We start from the raw sequence: 17,155 nt of genomic DNA, 5'->3' as shown, positions 1-17,155 counted from the left end.
AGCCTGGTAGGCGAGGACCGCAGCGACGCGCGACAGGAAGCAGGTGGGCGCCATGAAGGCACTCGTCTTCCAGGGGCCGGGCCGGATCGCCTGGCAGGACGCACCCGATCCAGGCATCGAGGACCCCGCCGATGCGATCGTCCGGGTCGACGTCGTCACCATCTGCGGCACGGACCTGCACATCCTCAAGGGGGACGTGCAGGAGGTGACGCCCGGCCGGGTCCTCGGACACGAGGCGGTGGGCACCGTGGTCGAGACCGGCGGCGACGTCCGCACGGTACGGCCCGGTGACCGCGTTTTGATCTCCTGCATCTCCGCCTGCGGCAGGTGCCGCTTCTGCCGTGAGAGCCGCTACGGACAGTGCCGTGGCGGAGGTGGCTGGATCCTCGGCCACACCATCGACGGGACACAGGCCGAATACGTCCGTGTGCCCTTCGCCGATCTGTCCGTCCATCCGCTGCCGGACTCGATCGACGGCTCCGACGCCGTCCTCCTCGCCGACATCTTCCCCACGTCCTACGAGGTCGGGGTCCTGAACGGTGCCGTGCACCCCGCCGACACGGTGGTCGTCGTCGGAGCGGGCCCCATCGGTCTCGCCGCCATCGCCACCGCCGGCTTCTACAGTCCGGGCCGGATCGTCGCCGTCGACCTGGCCGAGTCGCGGCTGGCCGCCGCCCGTGCCCTTGGCGCGGACGCCATCGTGAACGCGGGAGAGGATCCCGAACAGCTGGTCGCGGATCTGACCGAGGGCCTCGGTGCCGATGTCGTGATGGAGGCCGTCGGTGTCCCGGAGGCGTTCGAGATGTGCACGCGGATGGTCCGGCCCGGTGGCCGGGTCGCCAACATCGGTGTGCACGGCAAGCCGGCGGCCCTCCACCTCGAAGACCTGTGGATCAGGGACGTCACCGGGCTGGTGGACACCTCGTCCACGCCCATGCTGCTGCGCATGATGGCCGCAGGGCGGCTGCCGTCGGCGGAGCTGATCACCCACCGGTTCGAGCTGGGGGAGATGGAGGAGGCGTACGAGGTTTTCGGCCGCGCGGCCGAGACCGGCGCCATCAAGGTCGCGCTGGGCGGCCCGCGACACACGGTCGTGAGCCTCCCCGACGCGCCGGCGGCCTGATGAACGGCCCAGGCCCGGGTTCCGGGCCGCCGAACGGTGTTGTCCTCGACACCGACGGCGTTCTGCTCGACTCCGCCGTCGTGCACGCGGCGGCGTGGAAAGTCGCGTTCGACGCCTGCCTCGACCGACTGGCGCCCGGCATCGGGACACAGCCGCCCTTCGACGCGGATGCCGAGTACCGTCGGCTCGTCGACGGCAGGTCCCGGTACGACGGTGCCGCGGCCTTCCTCACCGCCCGTGGTCTCCACCTCCCGGCGGGAGAGCCGCACGACGCGCCGGGCTGCGGCACGGTCTGGGGCGTCGCGGCACACAAGGAGCAGGCGTTCGTCGATCTGCTTCGTACGGAAGGCGTCACGGCTTTCGCCGACGCCCGGCCTGCTCTCGCGGCCCTGCACACGGCGGGGGTCCCGTGCGCCGCGGTGTCCGCCTCCAAACACGCCCGGGCACTGATCCGTGCCGCGGGGCTCGCCGGTCTCCTCGCGGTGATCGTGGACGGCGAGGACGCCGCCCGGCTCGGCCTTGCCGGCAAGCCGGATCCCGCGCTCTTCCTGCGAGCGGCGGTCCTCCTCGGAAGCCGCCCGCGGGAGACCGCGGTCGTCGAGGACGCGCTCGCTGGAGTCGAGGCAGCTCGTCGTGGCGGCTTCGGGCTCGTCGTCGGAGTCGACCGCACCCCGCTGCGGCGCACTGCCCACCTCCTGCGAGAGCAGGGGGCCGACCTGGTGGTTCCCGACCTCACGACGCTGGTCCGGAGCGTGTGGGGTGAGCGCGGATGACCACCGGTTGGACGTGGGGCTACGACCGTTACGACCCGGAACGCGAGCCGCTCGTGGAAGCACTCTGCTCCCTCGGCAACGGCCGGTTCGCCACTCGGGGCTCCGCTCCCGAGTGCACCGCCGGAGGCCCGCACTACCCGGGCACTTATCTGGCTGGCTGCTACGACCGGGTCGCCTCGGTCGTCGCGGGGGAGCGGGTCGAGAACGAGGACCTCGTCAATCTTCCGAACTGGACGCTTCTGCGCTATCGCTGCCTGCCGGACGACGGTCCGGCCGGCGACTGGCTGACCCCCGACGCCGGGGAGCTGCGTCATTTCGATGTCCGTCTCGACCTGCGCGCGGGTGTGCTCACCCGGCGTCTGTTCTTCGAGGACGCCCGGGGGCGGGGCCTGCGCGTCAGCCATGTCCGCGTCGTGCACATGGGGGACTCCGGGTTGGCGGCGCAGAGCACCTTGTTCCGGGCCTACGGCTGGAGCGGTTCCGTCGAGGTGCAGTCCGTTCTCGATGGCGCGGTCACGAACGCCGGAGTGGAGCGTTATCGGCACCTTGAAGGGCGTCACCTCATAGATCACCGGGCCGGATTCCAGCCCGAGGGTGTCGCCTGGCTCTCCTGCCGTACCGTCGACCCCGGCATGAGAGTCGCTATGGCCGTGCGCACGGTCACCCATCCCGTACGGCGCGCTCGGGAGGCGGCCACGCCGGCTGGCACCGTGCAGACGTATCAGCTGCCCATCGCCTCCCGCCGCTCGGCCATGGTCGTCAAGACCCTGGCACTGCACACCTCGACGGACCGGCCCGCCGCCGACCCGCTCTCGACAGCCGTCGACGCGATCGCTCGTGCTCCGGCCTTCCCCCGGCTGGTATCGACCCACAAGGCCGCGTGGCAGCGTGTCTGGGAGCAGGGCGAGTTGCACGTGCCCGGTGAGGCGGGCCGTATCCTGCGGCTGCACGTGTTCCACCTGCTGCAGACGCTCTCCCCGAACACGGCGGGCCTCGACGTGGGCGTGCCCGCGCGAGGGCTGCACGGAGAGGCGTACCGGGGGCACGTCTTCTGGGACGAGCTCTTCGTCCTGCCCTACCTCGACCTGCACTTCCCCGAGGTGGCCCGGGCGCTGCTCATGTACCGGCACCGTCGATTGCCGGCCGCCCGCTCGGCCGCCCGCCTCGCTGGTCAGCAGGGGGCGATGTATCCATGGCAGAGCGCGAGTTCGGGCCGGGAGGAGACCCAGACTCTGCACCTCAACCCGCGTTCGGGACGCTGGCTGGTCGACCACTCACGGCTCCAACGCCATGTGGGCTCCGCCGTCGCGTACAACGTCTGGCGGTACGCGCAGGCCACCGGAGACCGCGGATTCCTCCACTCCGCCGGGGCCGAGATCCTCCTCGAGGTCGCCCGCTACTGGGCCGGGGCCGCCAGGTTCGACCCCGAGCTCGGTCGCTACCGCATCCGGGGCGTCGTAGGCCCGGACGAGTTCCACGACACCTATCCCGATGCCACGACTGCGGGCATCGACGACAACGCCTATACCAATGCGACCGCCGCCTGGGTGCTCGCCCGTGGCCTCGACCTGCTCGGCGAACTGCCCGAGACCCGTCGCTCGGAACTCTCGGAGCAACTGCCTTTGGACGACGGGGAACTGGCTCGCTGGGAGGACGTCTCCCGCCGGCTGTACGTGCCGTTCCACCAGGGTGTAGTGAGTCAGTTCGACGGCTTTGGGGAGCTGGCGGAGCTCGACTGGGAGGCGTACCGGGCAAGGTACGGCGACATTCGCCGCCTCGACCGGATCCTGGAGGCCGAGGGCGACACGGTCAATCGTTACCAGGCGTCGAAGCAGGCGGACACCCTCATGCTCGGCTACCTCTTCCGGTCCGAGGAGCTGTACGGCCTGTTCGGCCGGCTCGGGTACGCGCTGGACGACGAGGTGTGGCGTGCGACCGTCTCGTACTACCTGCGGCGCACCAGCCACGGCTCCACGCTCAGCAGCCTCGTCCACGGTTGGGTGCTGGCCCGGCAGATGGGCGCTGATGCCTGGCGATACTGCGAGGAGGCCCTGCTCGCCGACGCGGCCGACGTTCAGGGCGGCACGACCGGCGAGGGCATCCATCTCGGCGCGATGGCCGGCACGGTCGACCTCGTCGAACGCGGGATCACGGGCCTCGAAACGGGACCGGAGGGGCTTCGGGTCGCTCCGGTGCCGCTGGCGGAGATCCCCCGGTTCACCTTCACCCTGTGCGTCGGCCGTCATCGAGGGGTGCGCCTGCGGATACTTCCCGGTCGGCTTGCCATCCGGGTACCCGCCTCGCCCGAGGGTCCGCTCGCAGTCGTCCTCCCCGGCGACCGGAGGGTCACCGTCGCACCCGGACAGGAGCGTTGGTTCCGTCTGTGAGAAGTGGCTCTGTCCGTGAGAAGCGGTTCAGTCGAAGGTGAGCACCTCGGAGACCGGACGGCGTGGCGTGGCCCGACCGTGGGGCCCGTAGCCCAGGCGGAACACCATATGGACGAAGCCGATCGTCGAGCCGGGATCGCGGGCGTCGGCACGGAGCTCCGGCCACTCCAGCGGCTGGGACATGAGGGAGGTGGAGAGGCCGTCGAGGGTGGCCTGCAGCAGAACCCTTTGCATGGCCTGGCCGGCCTTCAGCCATTCCTCCCGGGTGTCGCCGACCGTACCGAGCAGTGCGATCTGCGGCCTCTTCTCGAAGCGTGCCGAGACCCGGCCGGGCACCCGGCGGGGAGCGCCGAAGTCCCTGACGGGGGAGGTCACGTCGTACTGCCTCGGGCCGAAGGCGTACGCCGGGATGCCTTCGGTGCCGGGTCCTTCCCCGGCAGCACCTGTGCGCGTCCAGGCGGCGATCTCCGCGCGCACTGCCTCGTCCGCCGCCTCGAACAGCTCGGAGACGTGGACGAGATCCATGACGGTGTCGGTGTGCCAGGCCCCGGGGACGACGAGCCGACAGCCCTCCAGCAGAGCTGCGCCCCGCAGCCCGTCGATCACCTCGGAGGGGATCTGCTCCTCGGTGAAGGGGAAGCGACTGGTGTGCCGACGCGACACCGCGGCATGCAGTACGACCAGTTCGCTGTCGGCGTCGTCGGGACTGTCGAGGCGCACGTCGGCGAGATGCCACGGGTCATCGGGAGAGGGGAGTAGCCGGACCACGGGACGCAGGCCCCGGTGCGCGGCGGCGACGCGCAGGTTGAACAGGGCGGCGCCGCAGCCGAGGTGGAGGGCGCGGTGGTCCGGGTCCTCGCGCGGCAGGGCGCGCAGCGGATCCCCGTGCAGTTCGATGACTCCGGTGCCGGTCTTGTGGACGAACTTCCAGGGCTGTGCGTTGTGCATCGAGGGAGCCGTGACGGCGTCTTCGATCAGCGACGTCACGAGTGGTCGGGTCAGGGCGGTGGTGGACACGGTTCGTCCTGTCTGCGGTGACTCACCAAGAGATGTCGTGGGGAGTCCGGGTGGGGTGGGTGAGAGGTGTGTCGTCTTCGTGGAAGGAGAGCCGGTCCACGACGGCGACGACGCCGTCCACGCGCTCGGCGAGTCCGACGAGCATCAGGGCCTGACTCCGCCGCCGGAGGCGGCCGCCCAGCGTCACCACGCCGTCGAGGACGTGCACGTCCACCGCGTCCGCGGGCAGCTCCATGACATCCGAGAGGACGTCCTCACGGATGCGGCGCCGTATCTCCGCATCCGGGCGGAGGTAGACACAGAGCAGATCGCGGCGGGTCACGATGCCCACCAGTCGTTCTTCTTCGTCGACGACGGGAAGGCGCTCGACTCCGCGGCGCACCATCAGCCGTGCCGCGTCCGCAACCGTCTCCTCGGCGTGAACGGTGACGGCCGGCGTGGTCATCAGGTCCCGCGCGGTCAGCTCGTGGCGGGCCAGGAGGTCGCTCTCGGAGACGACTCCGACGACATGGTCGTCGTCGTCCACGACGGGGACCCCGCTGATGTCGTGCTCGGCGAGCATCTTGGCCACTTCCCTGAACGACGTCGCAGGGACGGCGGAGAGCACGTTGTCGGTCATCAGACCGCCGACCTTCATCTGCTTCATCACCGCGCCTCCCGTTCGAGGGTCCGGACGGTGCTTCCTACGCCACCACCCTCCGACGCGCGCGCGGGGCCCGCGAGGGCCGAACGGTCCACCCTCAGGACCGAACGGGCTCGTCATTGCAGCGGTCGCGCCCCGCCCGGCCGAGGGCGGGGACTATTGGTCCCGTCATTGCCCCCAGCGGCCCTCCAGCCTCCCGAGCCCAGTTGCCAGAGTGGAAGGAGGTCTCTCGGCCCCTGGGAGGAGAAGCCATGAACGGAACCACAGCCCGTTCCGGCCTCGGCAGGGTCGTCGTCGGTGTGGACGGATCACCGTCCGCAGACGCGGCGGTGATGTGGGCGGCAGCGGAGTCGGCGCTGCGGGGCAGCACTCTCTGTCTTGTTCACGCGGTGGACACGGACACACCGGTCCCGTTCCTGTCCGAGGCGGAGATCGCCAGGAGCCGGCAAGCAGGGCGTGAGCTGCTCGACCGTACCGCAGAGGCGATCACGGAGCGCCACCCCAAGCTGGCCGTCGTCAAGGAACTCACTGATGGCGCAGCCCCCGGCAGCCTGCGCCGAGCCGCGGCCCTGACCGGCACGATCGTCGTCGGACACCGGGGTCTCGGCGGATTCTCTTCGCTGTTGCTCGGATCGGTCGGTCTTGAGGTCGCGGCTGAAGCCACCACGCCCGTGGTCGTGGTGCGCCGGGCCGCAGAGCCCGTCGAGGCCGGAGCGGTTCTTGCGGCGGTCCGGAACGAGGCCGACGTGGGCTGTGGCCGTGCGGCGGCCGGCGAAGCCCTGCTGCGAAAGGTGCCTCTGCGGCTCCTGCATATCTGGAATGTGGGGCTGTCGGTCGGCTCACGTGCCGCGCTGCGCAACGGTGGCAACGGGAGCGCCCGCGATCACGTACACGTACTGTCCTCGGTCTCGGACCAGCTCCGGGAGGAGTTCCCGAATCTGACCGTGCAGGCCGACGGCCAGAAGAGCCACAGCGTTCCCGGAGCTCTCGTCGACGCGTCGCACCACGCCGACCTTCTGGTCGTCGGCGGTCGACGATCGCCCGGCTACCTCGGACCGACGCTCGGCCGGATCACGCTGACCCTGCTGCAGCACGCCCACTGCCCCGTGGAGCTCATCCCTCGGCAAGGACCCGGACATGGGAGCACGTCATGACCAGCACCACGGATCGCGGCAGCATCGTCGTCGGTATCGACCCGATCAAGAACTGGCACATGGCCCTTGCCTGGGCCGCGGACGAGGCTCACCGGCGAGAACGGGGACTGCGCCTGGTGGTCGCGGTACCACCGCACCACGACACCCAACACGTCGACGACACCCCCCGTCACCTTGCACAGCGGCAGGTGGGAACAGAAGCTCTGCATACAGCGCTCGCCTGGGCGAACGCCCGGCAGCCGGGTGTCGAGGCTGCTTCCTCCCTTCTCGACGGGTTCCCAGCAGAGGTCCTGGCCGGACTGTCACACGACGCAGGCATGATCGTGCTGGGATCCCGGCACCTCAGCCGCACCGAGGAGTACCTGAGCGCCGGTTCCCTGGTCGTCCCGGTCACCGCGAAAGCGGACTGCCCAGTGGTCGTCGTCGGCGACGCCGAACACGTCACGCAGGAGATGCCCTACCTCGTGGTCGGCGTCGACGGCAGCGAGTCCTCCCGAGCAGCCCTGGCCTGGGCCTTTGAGGAAGCCGACCTCCGGCGCTGCGCACTGCGTGCCATCGCCGTCTGGCAGCCCCCCGTCTTCTCCCTGCACAGCTCCGACACGCTGTTCCACGCCGAGCGGCGGCTGCTCTCGGAAACCACCGCGGGCTGGGCGGAGAAGTATCCCGACGTCCGGCTCACCCACGAGGTTCCCATCGGCTCCCCCGTAGAGACGCTCGCGAACGCCGCCGAGCACGCCCTTGCCGTCGTCATCGGCCGTCGAGGCCGCGGCGGATACACCGGGATGCGCGTCGGCTCCGTCGCCCACGGGCTGCTGCACCGGGCCCACTGCCCGGTGATCACCGTCCCTGCCAGGTGAGCGCGCCATGACGGCGTCGGCTCCGCACCGGGCCCCTGCGCCGGTACGGGAGACAACGGGACTCACCCAGGAGGAAGCCGCCCGACGGCTCGCCGACACAGGTCCCAACGAGGTGGCCGCGAGAAAGCCCGTACCGCTCCACAAGCGGGTTCTGGCCCAACTGACGGACCCGCTGATCATGGTGCTCCTCGGGGCCGTCGTGCTGACCCTCGCGATCGGTGACCATCCTGACGCGATCGTCATCGGGCTGGTCGTACTCGTGAACACGACCGTCGGGGTGGCGCAGGAGATCCGTGCCGACAACGCTGTCGCCGCACTCTCTGCCCTCACCGCCCCGCACGCGCGCGTGCGGCGCGACGGCGCCGTCTGCGACCTCCCGGCGGCGGCGGTCGTCCCTGGTGACGTCCTCCTGGTCGGTGAGGGCGACATCGTCGCCGCCGACGCCGAGCTCCCCGAGGCATCCGCGGTACTCGTGGACGAGTCCATGCTCACCGGGGAGTCCGTGCCCGTCGACAAGGACGCCGGTGCGACGCTGAGCGCGGGCACGGTCGTCGTGCGTGGTCGGGGCGTGGCCGTGGTCACGGCGACCGGTGCCGGCAGCGCACTCGGCCGCATCGCGGCTCTTCTCGACGAACGTCGCGAGCCGACCCCGCTGCAGCGTCGCCTGGCCGCCCTCGGGCGCGTCCTCGCGGCCGTGACGCTCGCCCTGTGCGTCCTGGTCTTCGCCCTCGGTCTGGTGCGGGGGCTCCCGCTCGGCACGATGGCGGTCACCGCCATCAGTCTGGCCGTGGCGGCGGTCCCCGAGTCCCTTCCTGCCGTCGTCACCCTGGCACTCGCACTCGGGGCCCGGCGCATGGTCGCCCGGCACGCCCTCGTGCGGCGGCTTCCCGCGGTGGAGACGCTCGGCTCCGTATCCGTCCTCGCCACCGACAAGACCGGCACCCTGACCGAGGGCCGCATGGTCGTCCAGCACGTCTGGACACCGCGGGTGAGCGCCGAGCTCTCGGGCGTGGGGTACGAACCTGTGGGCGAGGTCCTGGTCGCCGGGCGGCCCGCGGAAGCGGACGAGCTCGAACCCCTGACGGAGCTCCTGACCGTGACCGCCCTGTGCAACGACGCCACGCTGCGCCCGCCCGCCCCCGCAGCGCCCGACGGCCGCTGGACGGCCCTGGGCGACCCCATGGAAGCCGCCCTGCTGACGGCCGCGGCCAAGGCGGGCTGCCCGGATTCCGCAGAACTGGCGATGACCCGTCCCCGGCTCGGAGAAGCACCCTTCGACAGCCTGCGCAGACGCATGACCACGCTGCACGCGACCGGGGAGGGCCGGGTGCTGGTCTGTCTGAAGGGCGCTCCCGAGGCTGTCCTCGACCCGGCTGTTCTGCGCGACGCTCCGGAGGCGCTCACGGCGGCCCGCCAGGAGGCCGCAAGCCTGGCTGCCCAGGGGTATCGCGTGCTTGCTGTGGCATCGGGCGTGCGGAACGACATCCCGAGCCCGGTCACCGAGGCGGAGTCGGGGCTCGCGCTTCTCGGCCTCGTCGCGCTCAGCGACCCGCCCAAGCCGCATGCCGCAGCGACCCTCGCTTCCTGCCGGGCCGCTGGCATCACCCCGGTCCTTATCACCGGGGACCATCCGGCGACGGCTCGGTCGGTGGCGTCCCACGTCGCCCTTCTGGGCGACGGCGGGGAGACGGAAGCCCACGTCGTCACGGGGGCGGACGTGGCGGCCGGTCGCGTTGCCGACCTCACCTCGGTGCGGGTCTTCGCGCGCACGGACCCCCAGCAGAAGCTGGACATCGTGGAGGCGTGGCGAGCCAGGGGAGCCGTGACCGCCATGACTGGCGACGGGGTCAACGACGGACCCGCGCTGCACCGGGCCGACATCGGCGTCGCCATGGGCGCACGCGGAACGGAGGTCGCGCGGCAGGCCGCCGACCTCGTCCTCACCGACGACGAGCTCTCGACGGTCGTGGCGGCCGTCGACGAGGGCCGGCGCGTCTACGACAACATCCGCCGCTTCCTCGTCTACGGGATGTCCGGCGGCGCGGCCGAGATCCTCGTCATGCTGATCGGCCCCCTGCTCGGGCTCCCTCTGCCCCTGCGAGCGGGCCAGATCCTGTGGATCAACCTCCTGACGCACGGCCTCACCGGCGTCGCCATGGGCGCGGAACCAGCCTCCCCGGGAGCGATGCGACGACCGCCACGCCCGCCGGACCAGCACATCCTCGGCGGAGGCGCCTGGCAACGCCTGCTCGTCCTGGCCGCTGTCGTCACAGCAGCCTCCCTCGGCGCGGGACTCGGTGCTCAGGCGCTGGACCTGGCTTGGCAGAGCGTTCTCTTCCTCGCCCTCCTGGCCGCGCAGCTAGGCGTTGTCCTGGGACTCCGCGCCCGGCTGTTCACCCGCAAGAACCCATTCCTTCCCCTGTCCGTCCTCGCCTCCGCCCTGCTGGCCGGGGCAGCGCTCTACGTGCCCTTCCTGAGCTCGGTCCTGGAGACCGAACCGCTCGGCTGGGCGGGCATCGGGATCGCCGTGGCTGGTGCCCCCGCGGGGTTCCTTGCCGCGCGAATCGTCCGCAACGCCTTCCGTGGGACACACCCGGCTGGAGCGTCGGGGACACGGGAACTACCGTGAAGAAGTGCCCGTCGGACGAGGACCATGCGCTCGACGTGGCCGGAGGTGATGATGGAGCACGAGCGGCCGGTGCCGGCGGACAGCAAACTCCCACGGCTGAGACTCGACGAGCTGCTCGACGAGCTCCAGGCGCGCATCGACGAGGTGAGGGGCACCAGGGACCTTCTCAACGGGCTCCTCGAAGCCGTCATGTCCGTAGGCAGGGAACTCGACCTGCCTCAGGTTCTGAGGGGCATCGTGGAGGCAGCCGTCACCCTCGTGGACGCCGAATACGGCGCTCTGGGCGTCATCGGGGACGACAGGAAGCTCTCGGAGTTCCTCCCCGTCGGTATCGGGGACGACCTGCGGGCGCAGATCGGCGACCTGCCCTCCGGGCACGGACTGCTCGGCGAGCTGATCCGCAACCCCGAACCGCTGCGGCTTCCCGAGTTGTCCGAGCATCCCGCCTCGTACGGGTTCCCGCCCCACCACCCGCCGATGCATACCTTCCTCGGCGTGCCCATCCGGGTCCGCGACGAGGTTTTCGGAAACCTCTACCTCACCGAGAAGCGGGGCGGGGTCGAGTTCGACGCCGAGGACGAGGCCGTCGTGACCACTTTGTCCGTCGCGGCCGGCATCGCCATCGAGAACGCCCGCCTGTACGAGGAAGGCCGCCTCCGGCAGCGGTGGCTTGCCGCGAGCTCCGACCTGACCAGCGCCCTCCTGTCCGGCGTGGAGGAGACCGAGGTCCTCGACGGGATGCTGGAGCAGGCCGTCGACATCGCGGGTGCCGACGTGGGGGTCTTCTACCTGGTGGGGGACGACGGCGAGCTGCGGGGCTCGCTCGCCCGCGGCGAGGGAGCCCACGTGCACGCAGGTGTCGTCCTGCCGAGCAGCGAGGGAACTCTGGCCGCCGCCCTCACACAGAAGGACGGCCTGGTCACGGTGGCGGACGTGGAGAACGAACCGCGCATCACTGTCCAGCCCGAACGGTGGAAGGGGTTCGGACCGGCGGTAGCCGTCACGGTCGGCACCAAGGAGCGACTCAACGGGGTGCTGATCCTCGCGCGGCGCCATGGGCGGTCTCCGTTCACAGGGGCGGAGATCATTGCTCTCCCCGGATTCGCGGGGCAGGCGGCACTCGCGCTCGAGCTGGCCGACCACCGCCGTGACGCCGAGCAGGTGAGCCTCCTGGAGGACCGCGACCGGATCGCCCGTGACCTGCACGATCTGGCGATTCAGCGCCTGTTTGCCACGGGGATGACGCTGCAGAGCGCCCGGCGGTTCGTAGAGCACCCGGAGGCCGTGGACCGGCTGGGACGGGCGATCGACGATCTGGACGCCACCATCAAGATCATCCGGTCGACCATCTTCGGGCTCCGTGAGCACGACACCCCCGGAACCGCCCCGAAGCTGAGGAGCCGGGTGGCCAAGGCGGTGGACGAGGCCGCGACCACACTCGGATTTGCCCCCGCCCTGCGCATGGAGGGCCTCCTCGACACGGACGTTCCCTCTGAGGCGGCCGAACAGGTGATCGTGGTCATCGGTGAAGCCCTCACCAACGTGGCCCGGCACGCGCGGGCTTGCCGGGCCGAGGTGTCGGTCGTTGCCGACGAGGGCGTGCTGGCGGTGACGGTGAGCGACGACGGCGTGGGCATACCGCAGGGCGGCAGGCGCAGTGGGCTGCGGAACCTGGCCGAACGGGCCGAGCGGCTGGGCGGCACCCTGTCAGTCCGCGCGCGGGCGGAGCGCGACAGCGGCACGGTGCTCGAGTGGCGGATCCCGCTGCCGACCGAGCGCGATTGAGCTACGCCTCCTCGGTGGCGTCGTGCTCGTGGGCCTGCGCGGCGATGACGGCGGCCTGTACCCGGCGTTCCACGCCCAGCTTCCCGAGCAGCCGTGAGATGTGGTTCTTGACGGTCTTCTCAGACAGGTAGAGCTGCTTGGCGATCTGCCGATTGGTCAGCCCCTCGCCGATCAGTTCGAGTACGGACCGCTCTCGCTCGGACAACACCGCGAGCCGCTCGTCCTCCGGCGGCTTCGCCGCCTCGGGGTCCCGCAGCGAGTGCATCAGCCGCGCGGTGGTGGCCGGGTCCAGCATCGACTGCCCGGTGGCCACGGTCCGTACCGCCGACACGAGGTCTGACCCCTTGATCTGCTTGAGGACGTATCCGGCCGCACCGGCCATGATCGCGTCGAGCAGCGCGTCCTCATCGTCGAACGAGGTCAGCATCAGACAGGCCAGCTCGGGCATCCGAGAGCGCAGCTCCCGACAGACGGAGATCCCGTCGCCGTCCGGCAGCCTCACGTCGAGGACCGCCACGTCCGGCCGCAGCGCATGCCCCCGGGCCAGCGCCTGCTCCGCCGTCGACGCCTCACCGACCACTTCAAGGTCGGGTTCGTCGTTGATCAGGTCGCGCAGTCCCCGGCGGACGACCTCGTGATCGTCGACGAGGAAGACCCGCGTCGGTGCATCGGCTGTCGTCAGATCGTTCATGGCGATCCCTGCGGTCGGTGGGTTCGTACCCGCCCCCACAAGGATTGTCCGTCATAGAGCGGCTCAAGGGGCACCGAGATCCATGCGGACGTCGACGACGCCCTCCACGGCCCGCACGGCGCGGGCGACCAGCGGCACCATCGACCGGTCGGCGAGCGGCCCGCGGACCGTGGCGACACCGTCCGCGACCGTCACATCCAGTCCCACGGTGGCGGCCGGCTCGCCGAGGACGGAGCGGCGGATGTCCTGCTCGATCTCGGCGTCCGTACGGAGGAATACCTTCAGCAGATCGCTCCGGCTGACCACGCCCTCCAGCATGCCGACGTCGTTGACCACGGGCAGGCGCTTCACCCTGCGCGTCGCCATGATTCGTGCCGCCTCGGCGAGCGTCGCGTCGGGATGGACGGTCACGGCCGGGCTGGACATGAGTTCCCCGGCCCGTACGGCTCCGGCCTTGGACGCCGCGGCGAACTCGTCCGGGCGGGGCTCGTCCGTGCGGAACTCCTCCTTCGGCAGCAGATCGGCCTCCGATACGACCCCGATCACCCGTCCCTCCCCCTCCAGAACGGGCAGGGCGCTCACCTTCCACTGGTCCATGAGCGCGACGATCTCCTTGTACGGCGCGTCACGCCCGATGGCGATGGCGGTGTGGGTCATGACGTCGCTGACGGTGTAGCGCGAGGCGGGCATCACGTTCTCCCAGAGGGGTGAAGATCTACGGGCCGCTTCCGTGCGTGGCAGTGGAGATCCAGCAGCCGCACACGGACGGAGAGGAGACGGTGGGCGAGCACTGCCGGCGGTACGGCTCGAACAGCCACGACCAGCCGAACAGTTCGCCGGTGCTGACGGGGTCGGCGACGTGCGGGTCGCTTGCCGCTCACCGGGGCCTCCGCATCGGTGTCTCCTCCAGTCTGGCCGCGTTCCGTGAAGGACAGGAGGGCCGGATGGCCCCCTTGGGGCCCTCTTCGGCCCGTGCGAGGCGAGGCGAGACGAGCCCGCCTCGTCCCCCGCGGTGCGGACGAGCGGCGAACCAGGATGTGCGCGGCCCTGATCTTCGCCCACCGGCCACGGTCGCCTGTGGGCCTTGGTACTCCCACGCTTGCCAGTGGCGTTCCAGGTGGATCAGTCAAGCGACCTGGAGGGCCGCACCCCACGCCCTTGCGCGATCCCGTTCGCCTGCGCGGAGCGGCCCTTCGGTGTCCTCGATGATGAATCCCTCCGGTTCCGCGACGAGTTCGTAGCCATGGCCGCGCAGCCGACGCGCGATGCCGCTGGCGGCGGCCCCGGCCAGCCGCATGTCCGCCCGAGTGTCGAAGGCCGCGGCGGCATGGGTGCCGGTGTGGGCCTTAGGGAGCGTGTCGTGGAACCAGTCGCGGACCCCAGGGCCCTCGGCGCCCTCCTCGGGAGTGAAGGGACGCTCCCCCTTCTCAGCTTCTTGCCTCTCGGCCTTCAGCCCCATCTTCCGGCTCATCCCGGTGGTCATGCCCCGTATATGGGTCGGCCCGCCGACGACCAGCAGGTCGGTGGGGCCGATGCGCTCCGGGACGGCGTCGACCACTGCCACGCACTCGACCTCGGCGTCCGGGTGTGCTTCCTTCACGCCCTCTCCGATCGCGTCAGCGATCTCGCGCGTGTTGCCGAACAGACTCTCGTACACGATCACAGCACGCATCACGACTCATCTCCTCAAGTGCTTCCTTCTCCGCTTTCCGCTGCCGCTTCGATCGCTCGCAGCGCTCCGCGCAGCACGATGCCGACGCCCGGGGAAACCAGCGTCCAGTAGCGGCCGAACCGAGCGGTGGAAGCCGGGTCGGTGCAAGCGGTACGCGCTTCATAGGTCGGGAGCGACCGGCGCGCCCCGTAGGGATAGACGACGAAGGCGGCGGCCATCTTGGCCCAGCCGGGCTCCTCGAAGCCCGCGTAGTCACCAGGTTCGACACGGCGCCACTCGATGGTGGGCTTCCACACCTTGCCGACCGCCCCGAAGACGATTTCGCGCCCCGCGCGCTCCCCGAGGGCAACCCAGGGTTGGACCTCCAGGCCCCCCTGATCACCGGTTGCGGCGGCGTCGAACAGGTCGGACACCCGCATCGAAGGTGGCGTGGCCACGGGCCGACGGCGCACTCGGTCCGGCACTCCACGCGCCCACGTGACCACGTCGAACAGCGGCGAGTGAATGGACAGGATGTCCAGATCACGGGCCGCGCGGTACACGACGTCCGGCGCGGCGGCGATCACGGCGCACTCCAGGCGGGAGAACCGGAACTCGGGCAGAGCCGCGTCGAGCAGGAGAGGCTCGGCTGTTGCGGTAACGCTCGGCTGGGTATCCATGGAGACCTCCCCGGATCCGACACCACCAGTCTGGCCCACAGGACAGTCGCGCGCCGGGGTCGAACGGTCCGACGAGGCACCGCTGCCGAGGTGATCATGGGAAGGTCGGCGTCGCGGGGTCACGGCGCGACGCTGCTGGCAATCGGTGGTCTGCTTCTGTCGCACGAGGCTTGATCCTTTGGATAGCTGAGGGTACGGTCGCACTGACCCTGGGTTACGGGCGTTAGCGGAGGGCCTCGGGGTGGGAGCCGGTCAAGCGGCGGGGGGACAGTGCAGGAACTTAACGCGGTTGCGGCCGGGGTGCCTCCCATCAGCTTCGCTGTTCACATCGTCCGCGGCGGGGGGCTCGGCGGCGCCCGCGATGACTTCGAGAAGATGATCAGTGAGCTGGCCGGATCCACTACACCTGGCGTTCGGATGATCGCAGCGAATCCGGGCGACTGGGGCGTCGATGCGTTCGCTGGTGACCTCGGCGGTGAAATCACCGTCTGGCAGTCCAAGTACTTCTGGCCTGTAACGGAGAAGGGCAACCAGCAACAGATCCGCGACTCCCTGAAGTCAGTTCTCGACACGGCGGCGAAGAACGACCACACGGTCAAGATGTGGATCCTGTGCATTCCGTCCAGCATGGACGGTCCCACCACGGCCTGGTGGGACGGCTGGAAGAAGCGTCAGGAGCGAGCGCACAACCTTGTGATCGACCTGTGGGACGAAATGCGGCTCACGAAGCTGCTCCGTACGCCGGAGGCCGACGATGTCCGCCGTGGCTACTTCGAGGTGTACCGCGGCGAGCCGTCGGCGGAGGAGCCGCGGGACCTCGTCGAGGTGGACGACCACCGGGCAAGCGTGCTGGAGTCGGCGCTCTTCATCATGCAGATGAAGGAGGCCGGCCATGTCGAACTCGACTCCGCTAAACGCCAGTTCTTCAACGCGGACGTTGTTGCTCGGGAAATCGCTCACAAGGAGCCTTTTCCAACCTCACGTTGAGGCGTGGTGAAGGACGACGACCGCCTTCACCACGTCCGTGATCCGGTTCGTGCTGCAGCGGAGCTTCCGGAGGAGGCGCCACCCCTTGAGGGTGGCCATGGCGCGTTCGCCGAGGCAGCGGATCTTGGCGTGGGTGGTGTTGTGACGACGCTTCCATCGCTTGAGGCGACGGCCGCGAAAGGGTACCCGGACAGGCCCGCCAGCTCCCTGGTACGCCTTGTCCGCCCAGCATTTGAGGTCCGCCTCAGCGAGGGCTTCGGTGATCCCATGGTGGCGTGCGGCGGTCAGGTCGTGAGTCGATCCGGGCAGAGCCGGCGAGGCCCAGAGCAGGCGTCCGAACGGGTCGGTGAGGACCTGGACGTTCATGCCGTGGCGTTTGTGTTTCCCGGAGTAGTACGGGGTGTCGGCGGCGATCCGGTCGATCGGCAGCAGGGTGCCGTCCAGAATCATGAACGCCTTCATCTGGATCGTCTTCATCGCCTCGGCCAGGGATGGGGCGAGGGCGGCCAGTACGTCGACGGCCTCGCGTATGGAGCGGAAGGCGGTCGCGATCCCGATACCGAACCCGGCGGCGAGCTGGGTGTAGGTGTCACCACACCGCAGGTGGGCGAGGGCGAGCAGGGCTTGGCGCTCTGGTGCCAGTCGTCGCCACCGCGTGCCGATCTCCTGCCGCCGGGAGGTGAGATGTGCGGCCAGATATCGCAGGGTGCGACTGGACAGGTCGATCGACGACGGGTAGACAAGCACGCGAGGCTCCTGGCAGCACGGTGGATCTTGG

At 70.2% G+C, this 17,155-nt stretch carries 15 protein-coding genes; 8 read left to right on the top strand and 7 right to left on the bottom strand.

Translation table 11 applies throughout. From position 1 onward, the window contains the following. The first annotated feature begins 52 nt into the window (after positions 1-52). Genes GGE06_RS25630 through GGE06_RS25620 form a run of 3 tightly spaced genes read left to right on the top strand, consistent with a single transcriptional unit; the run spans position 53 to position 4,283 of the window. The gene (locus GGE06_RS25630; RefSeq protein ID WP_184931878.1) at positions 53-1,123 is read left to right on the top strand and encodes an alcohol dehydrogenase catalytic domain-containing protein; all 1,071 of its coding nucleotides are present in this window, start codon (positions 53-55) and stop codon (positions 1,121-1,123) included. Then, positions 1,123-1,896, top strand: coding sequence for an HAD family hydrolase (locus GGE06_RS25625; protein WP_132916217.1), 774 nt, complete (start codon positions 1,123-1,125; stop codon positions 1,894-1,896). The genes GGE06_RS25630 and GGE06_RS25625 overlap by 1 nt, the downstream gene beginning before the upstream one ends. Continuing rightward, positions 1,893-4,283 carry a glycoside hydrolase family 65 protein gene (locus GGE06_RS25620; RefSeq protein WP_184931877.1) on the top strand — a complete coding sequence of 797 codons (2,391 nt, stop codon included), beginning with the start codon at positions 1,893-1,895 and terminating at the stop codon, positions 4,281-4,283. Before GGE06_RS25625 ends, GGE06_RS25620 begins: the two co-directional genes overlap by 4 nt. A 27-nt stretch (positions 4,284-4,310) precedes the next feature. On the opposite strand, the gene GGE06_RS25615 is transcribed toward GGE06_RS25620, so the two are convergent. Together GGE06_RS25615 and GGE06_RS25610 are read right to left on the bottom strand one after the other, a co-directional pair. Continuing rightward, positions 4,311-5,300: an Acg family FMN-binding oxidoreductase gene (locus tag GGE06_RS25615; protein ID WP_312883293.1), complete on the bottom strand. Its 990-nt coding sequence runs from the start codon at positions 5,298-5,300 to the stop codon at positions 4,311-4,313. A 22-nt stretch (positions 5,301-5,322) separates the two neighbouring features. Further along, positions 5,323-5,946 (bottom strand): CBS domain-containing protein, encoded by a 624-nt coding sequence (locus GGE06_RS25610; protein WP_184931876.1) that lies wholly within the window; start codon positions 5,944-5,946, stop codon positions 5,323-5,325. A gap of 203 nt (positions 5,947-6,149) precedes the next feature. Between GGE06_RS25610 and GGE06_RS25605 the strand changes: the two genes are divergently transcribed. Genes GGE06_RS25605 through GGE06_RS25590 form a run of 4 tightly spaced genes read left to right on the top strand, consistent with a single transcriptional unit; the run spans position 6,150 to position 12,368 of the window. Beyond that, a complete protein-coding gene (locus tag GGE06_RS25605; protein ID WP_246532739.1) occupies positions 6,150-7,097 on the top strand; it encodes a universal stress protein in 948 nt (315 codons plus the stop codon). Beyond that, positions 7,094-7,954 carry a universal stress protein gene (locus tag GGE06_RS25600; RefSeq protein WP_184931875.1) on the top strand — a complete coding sequence of 287 codons (861 nt, stop codon included), beginning with the start codon at positions 7,094-7,096 and terminating at the stop codon, positions 7,952-7,954. The genes GGE06_RS25605 and GGE06_RS25600 overlap by 4 nt, the downstream gene beginning before the upstream one ends. A gap of 7 nt (positions 7,955-7,961) precedes the next feature. Then, entirely contained in the window at positions 7,962-10,583 is a 2,622-nt protein-coding gene (locus tag GGE06_RS25595; protein ID WP_184931874.1) for a cation-translocating P-type ATPase, read from the top strand. A gap of 24 nt (positions 10,584-10,607) precedes the next feature. Next, positions 10,608-12,368: a sensor histidine kinase gene (locus GGE06_RS25590; protein WP_376773587.1), complete on the top strand. Its 1,761-nt coding sequence runs from the start codon at positions 10,608-10,610 to the stop codon at positions 12,366-12,368. Position 12,369: 1 nt separating this feature from the next. On the opposite strand, the gene GGE06_RS25585 is transcribed toward GGE06_RS25590, so the two are convergent. The 4 genes from GGE06_RS25585 to GGE06_RS25570 all read right to left on the bottom strand — a co-directional run bounded on the left by GGE06_RS25585 (position 12,370) and on the right by GGE06_RS25570 (position 15,390). Beyond that, positions 12,370-13,059, bottom strand: a complete 690-nt coding sequence (locus GGE06_RS25585) for a response regulator (RefSeq protein WP_184931873.1) — start codon at positions 13,057-13,059, stop codon at positions 12,370-12,372. Between the two features lie 63 nt (positions 13,060-13,122). Then, on the bottom strand, positions 13,123-13,749 hold the full coding sequence (locus GGE06_RS25580) for a CBS domain-containing protein (RefSeq protein ID WP_184931872.1): 627 nt from the start codon (positions 13,747-13,749) through the stop codon (positions 13,123-13,125). A 436-nt stretch (positions 13,750-14,185) separates the two neighbouring features. Further along, positions 14,186-14,722 (bottom strand): flavodoxin domain-containing protein, encoded by a 537-nt coding sequence (locus tag GGE06_RS25575; protein WP_221518487.1) that lies wholly within the window; start codon positions 14,720-14,722, stop codon positions 14,186-14,188. A gap of 23 nt (positions 14,723-14,745) precedes the next feature. Further along, positions 14,746-15,390 (bottom strand): hypothetical protein, encoded by a 645-nt coding sequence (locus GGE06_RS25570; RefSeq protein ID WP_184931870.1) that lies wholly within the window; start codon positions 15,388-15,390, stop codon positions 14,746-14,748. A 270-nt stretch (positions 15,391-15,660) separates the two neighbouring features. On the opposite strand from GGE06_RS25570, the gene GGE06_RS25565 reads away from it, so the two are divergent. Continuing rightward, positions 15,661-16,377, top strand: a complete 717-nt coding sequence (locus tag GGE06_RS25565) for a hypothetical protein (RefSeq protein WP_184931869.1) — start codon at positions 15,661-15,663, stop codon at positions 16,375-16,377. On the opposite strand, the gene GGE06_RS25560 is transcribed toward GGE06_RS25565, so the two are convergent. After that, positions 16,369-17,124: a transposase family protein gene (locus GGE06_RS25560; RefSeq protein WP_184931868.1), complete on the bottom strand. Its 756-nt coding sequence runs from the start codon at positions 17,122-17,124 to the stop codon at positions 16,369-16,371. The genes GGE06_RS25565 and GGE06_RS25560 overlap by 9 nt on opposite strands. Between the last annotated feature and the right edge of the window lie 31 nt (positions 17,125-17,155).

Source organism: Streptomyces nymphaeiformis, from assembly GCF_014203895.1.
Taxonomy (GTDB): Bacteria; Actinomycetota; Actinomycetes; order Streptomycetales; family Streptomycetaceae; genus Streptomyces; species Streptomyces nymphaeiformis.
This window is presented reverse-complemented; position numbering and strand designations above follow the sequence as displayed.

What these genes read in the sequence shown, in the direction of transcription:
- GGE06_RS25600 (WP_184931875.1), top strand. Translation starts at nt 7,094, where the DNA reads ATGACCAGCACCACGGATCGCGGCAGCATCGTCGTCGGTATCGACCCG.
- GGE06_RS25630 (WP_184931878.1), top strand. Translation starts at nt 53, where the DNA reads ATGAAGGCACTCGTCTTCCAGGGGCCGGGCCGGATCGCCTGGCAGGAC.
- GGE06_RS25610 (WP_184931876.1), bottom strand. Translation starts at nt 5,946, where the DNA reads ATGAAGCAGATGAAGGTCGGCGGTCTGATGACCGACAACGTGCTCTCC.
- GGE06_RS25620 (WP_184931877.1), top strand. Translation starts at nt 1,893, where the DNA reads ATGACCACCGGTTGGACGTGGGGCTACGACCGTTACGACCCGGAACGC.
- GGE06_RS25580 (WP_184931872.1), bottom strand. Translation starts at nt 13,749, where the DNA reads ATGCCCGCCTCGCGCTACACCGTCAGCGACGTCATGACCCACACCGCC.
- GGE06_RS25625 (WP_132916217.1), top strand. Translation starts at nt 1,123, where the DNA reads ATGAACGGCCCAGGCCCGGGTTCCGGGCCGCCGAACGGTGTTGTCCTC.
- GGE06_RS25585 (WP_184931873.1), bottom strand. Translation starts at nt 13,059, where the DNA reads ATGAACGATCTGACGACAGCCGATGCACCGACGCGGGTCTTCCTCGTC.
- GGE06_RS25595 (WP_184931874.1), top strand. Translation starts at nt 7,962, where the DNA reads ATGACGGCGTCGGCTCCGCACCGGGCCCCTGCGCCGGTACGGGAGACA.
- GGE06_RS25570 (WP_184931870.1), bottom strand. Translation starts at nt 15,390, where the DNA reads ATGGATACCCAGCCGAGCGTTACCGCAACAGCCGAGCCTCTCCTGCTC.
- GGE06_RS25590 (WP_376773587.1), top strand. Translation starts at nt 10,608, where the DNA reads ATGCGCTCGACGTGGCCGGAGGTGATGATGGAGCACGAGCGGCCGGTG.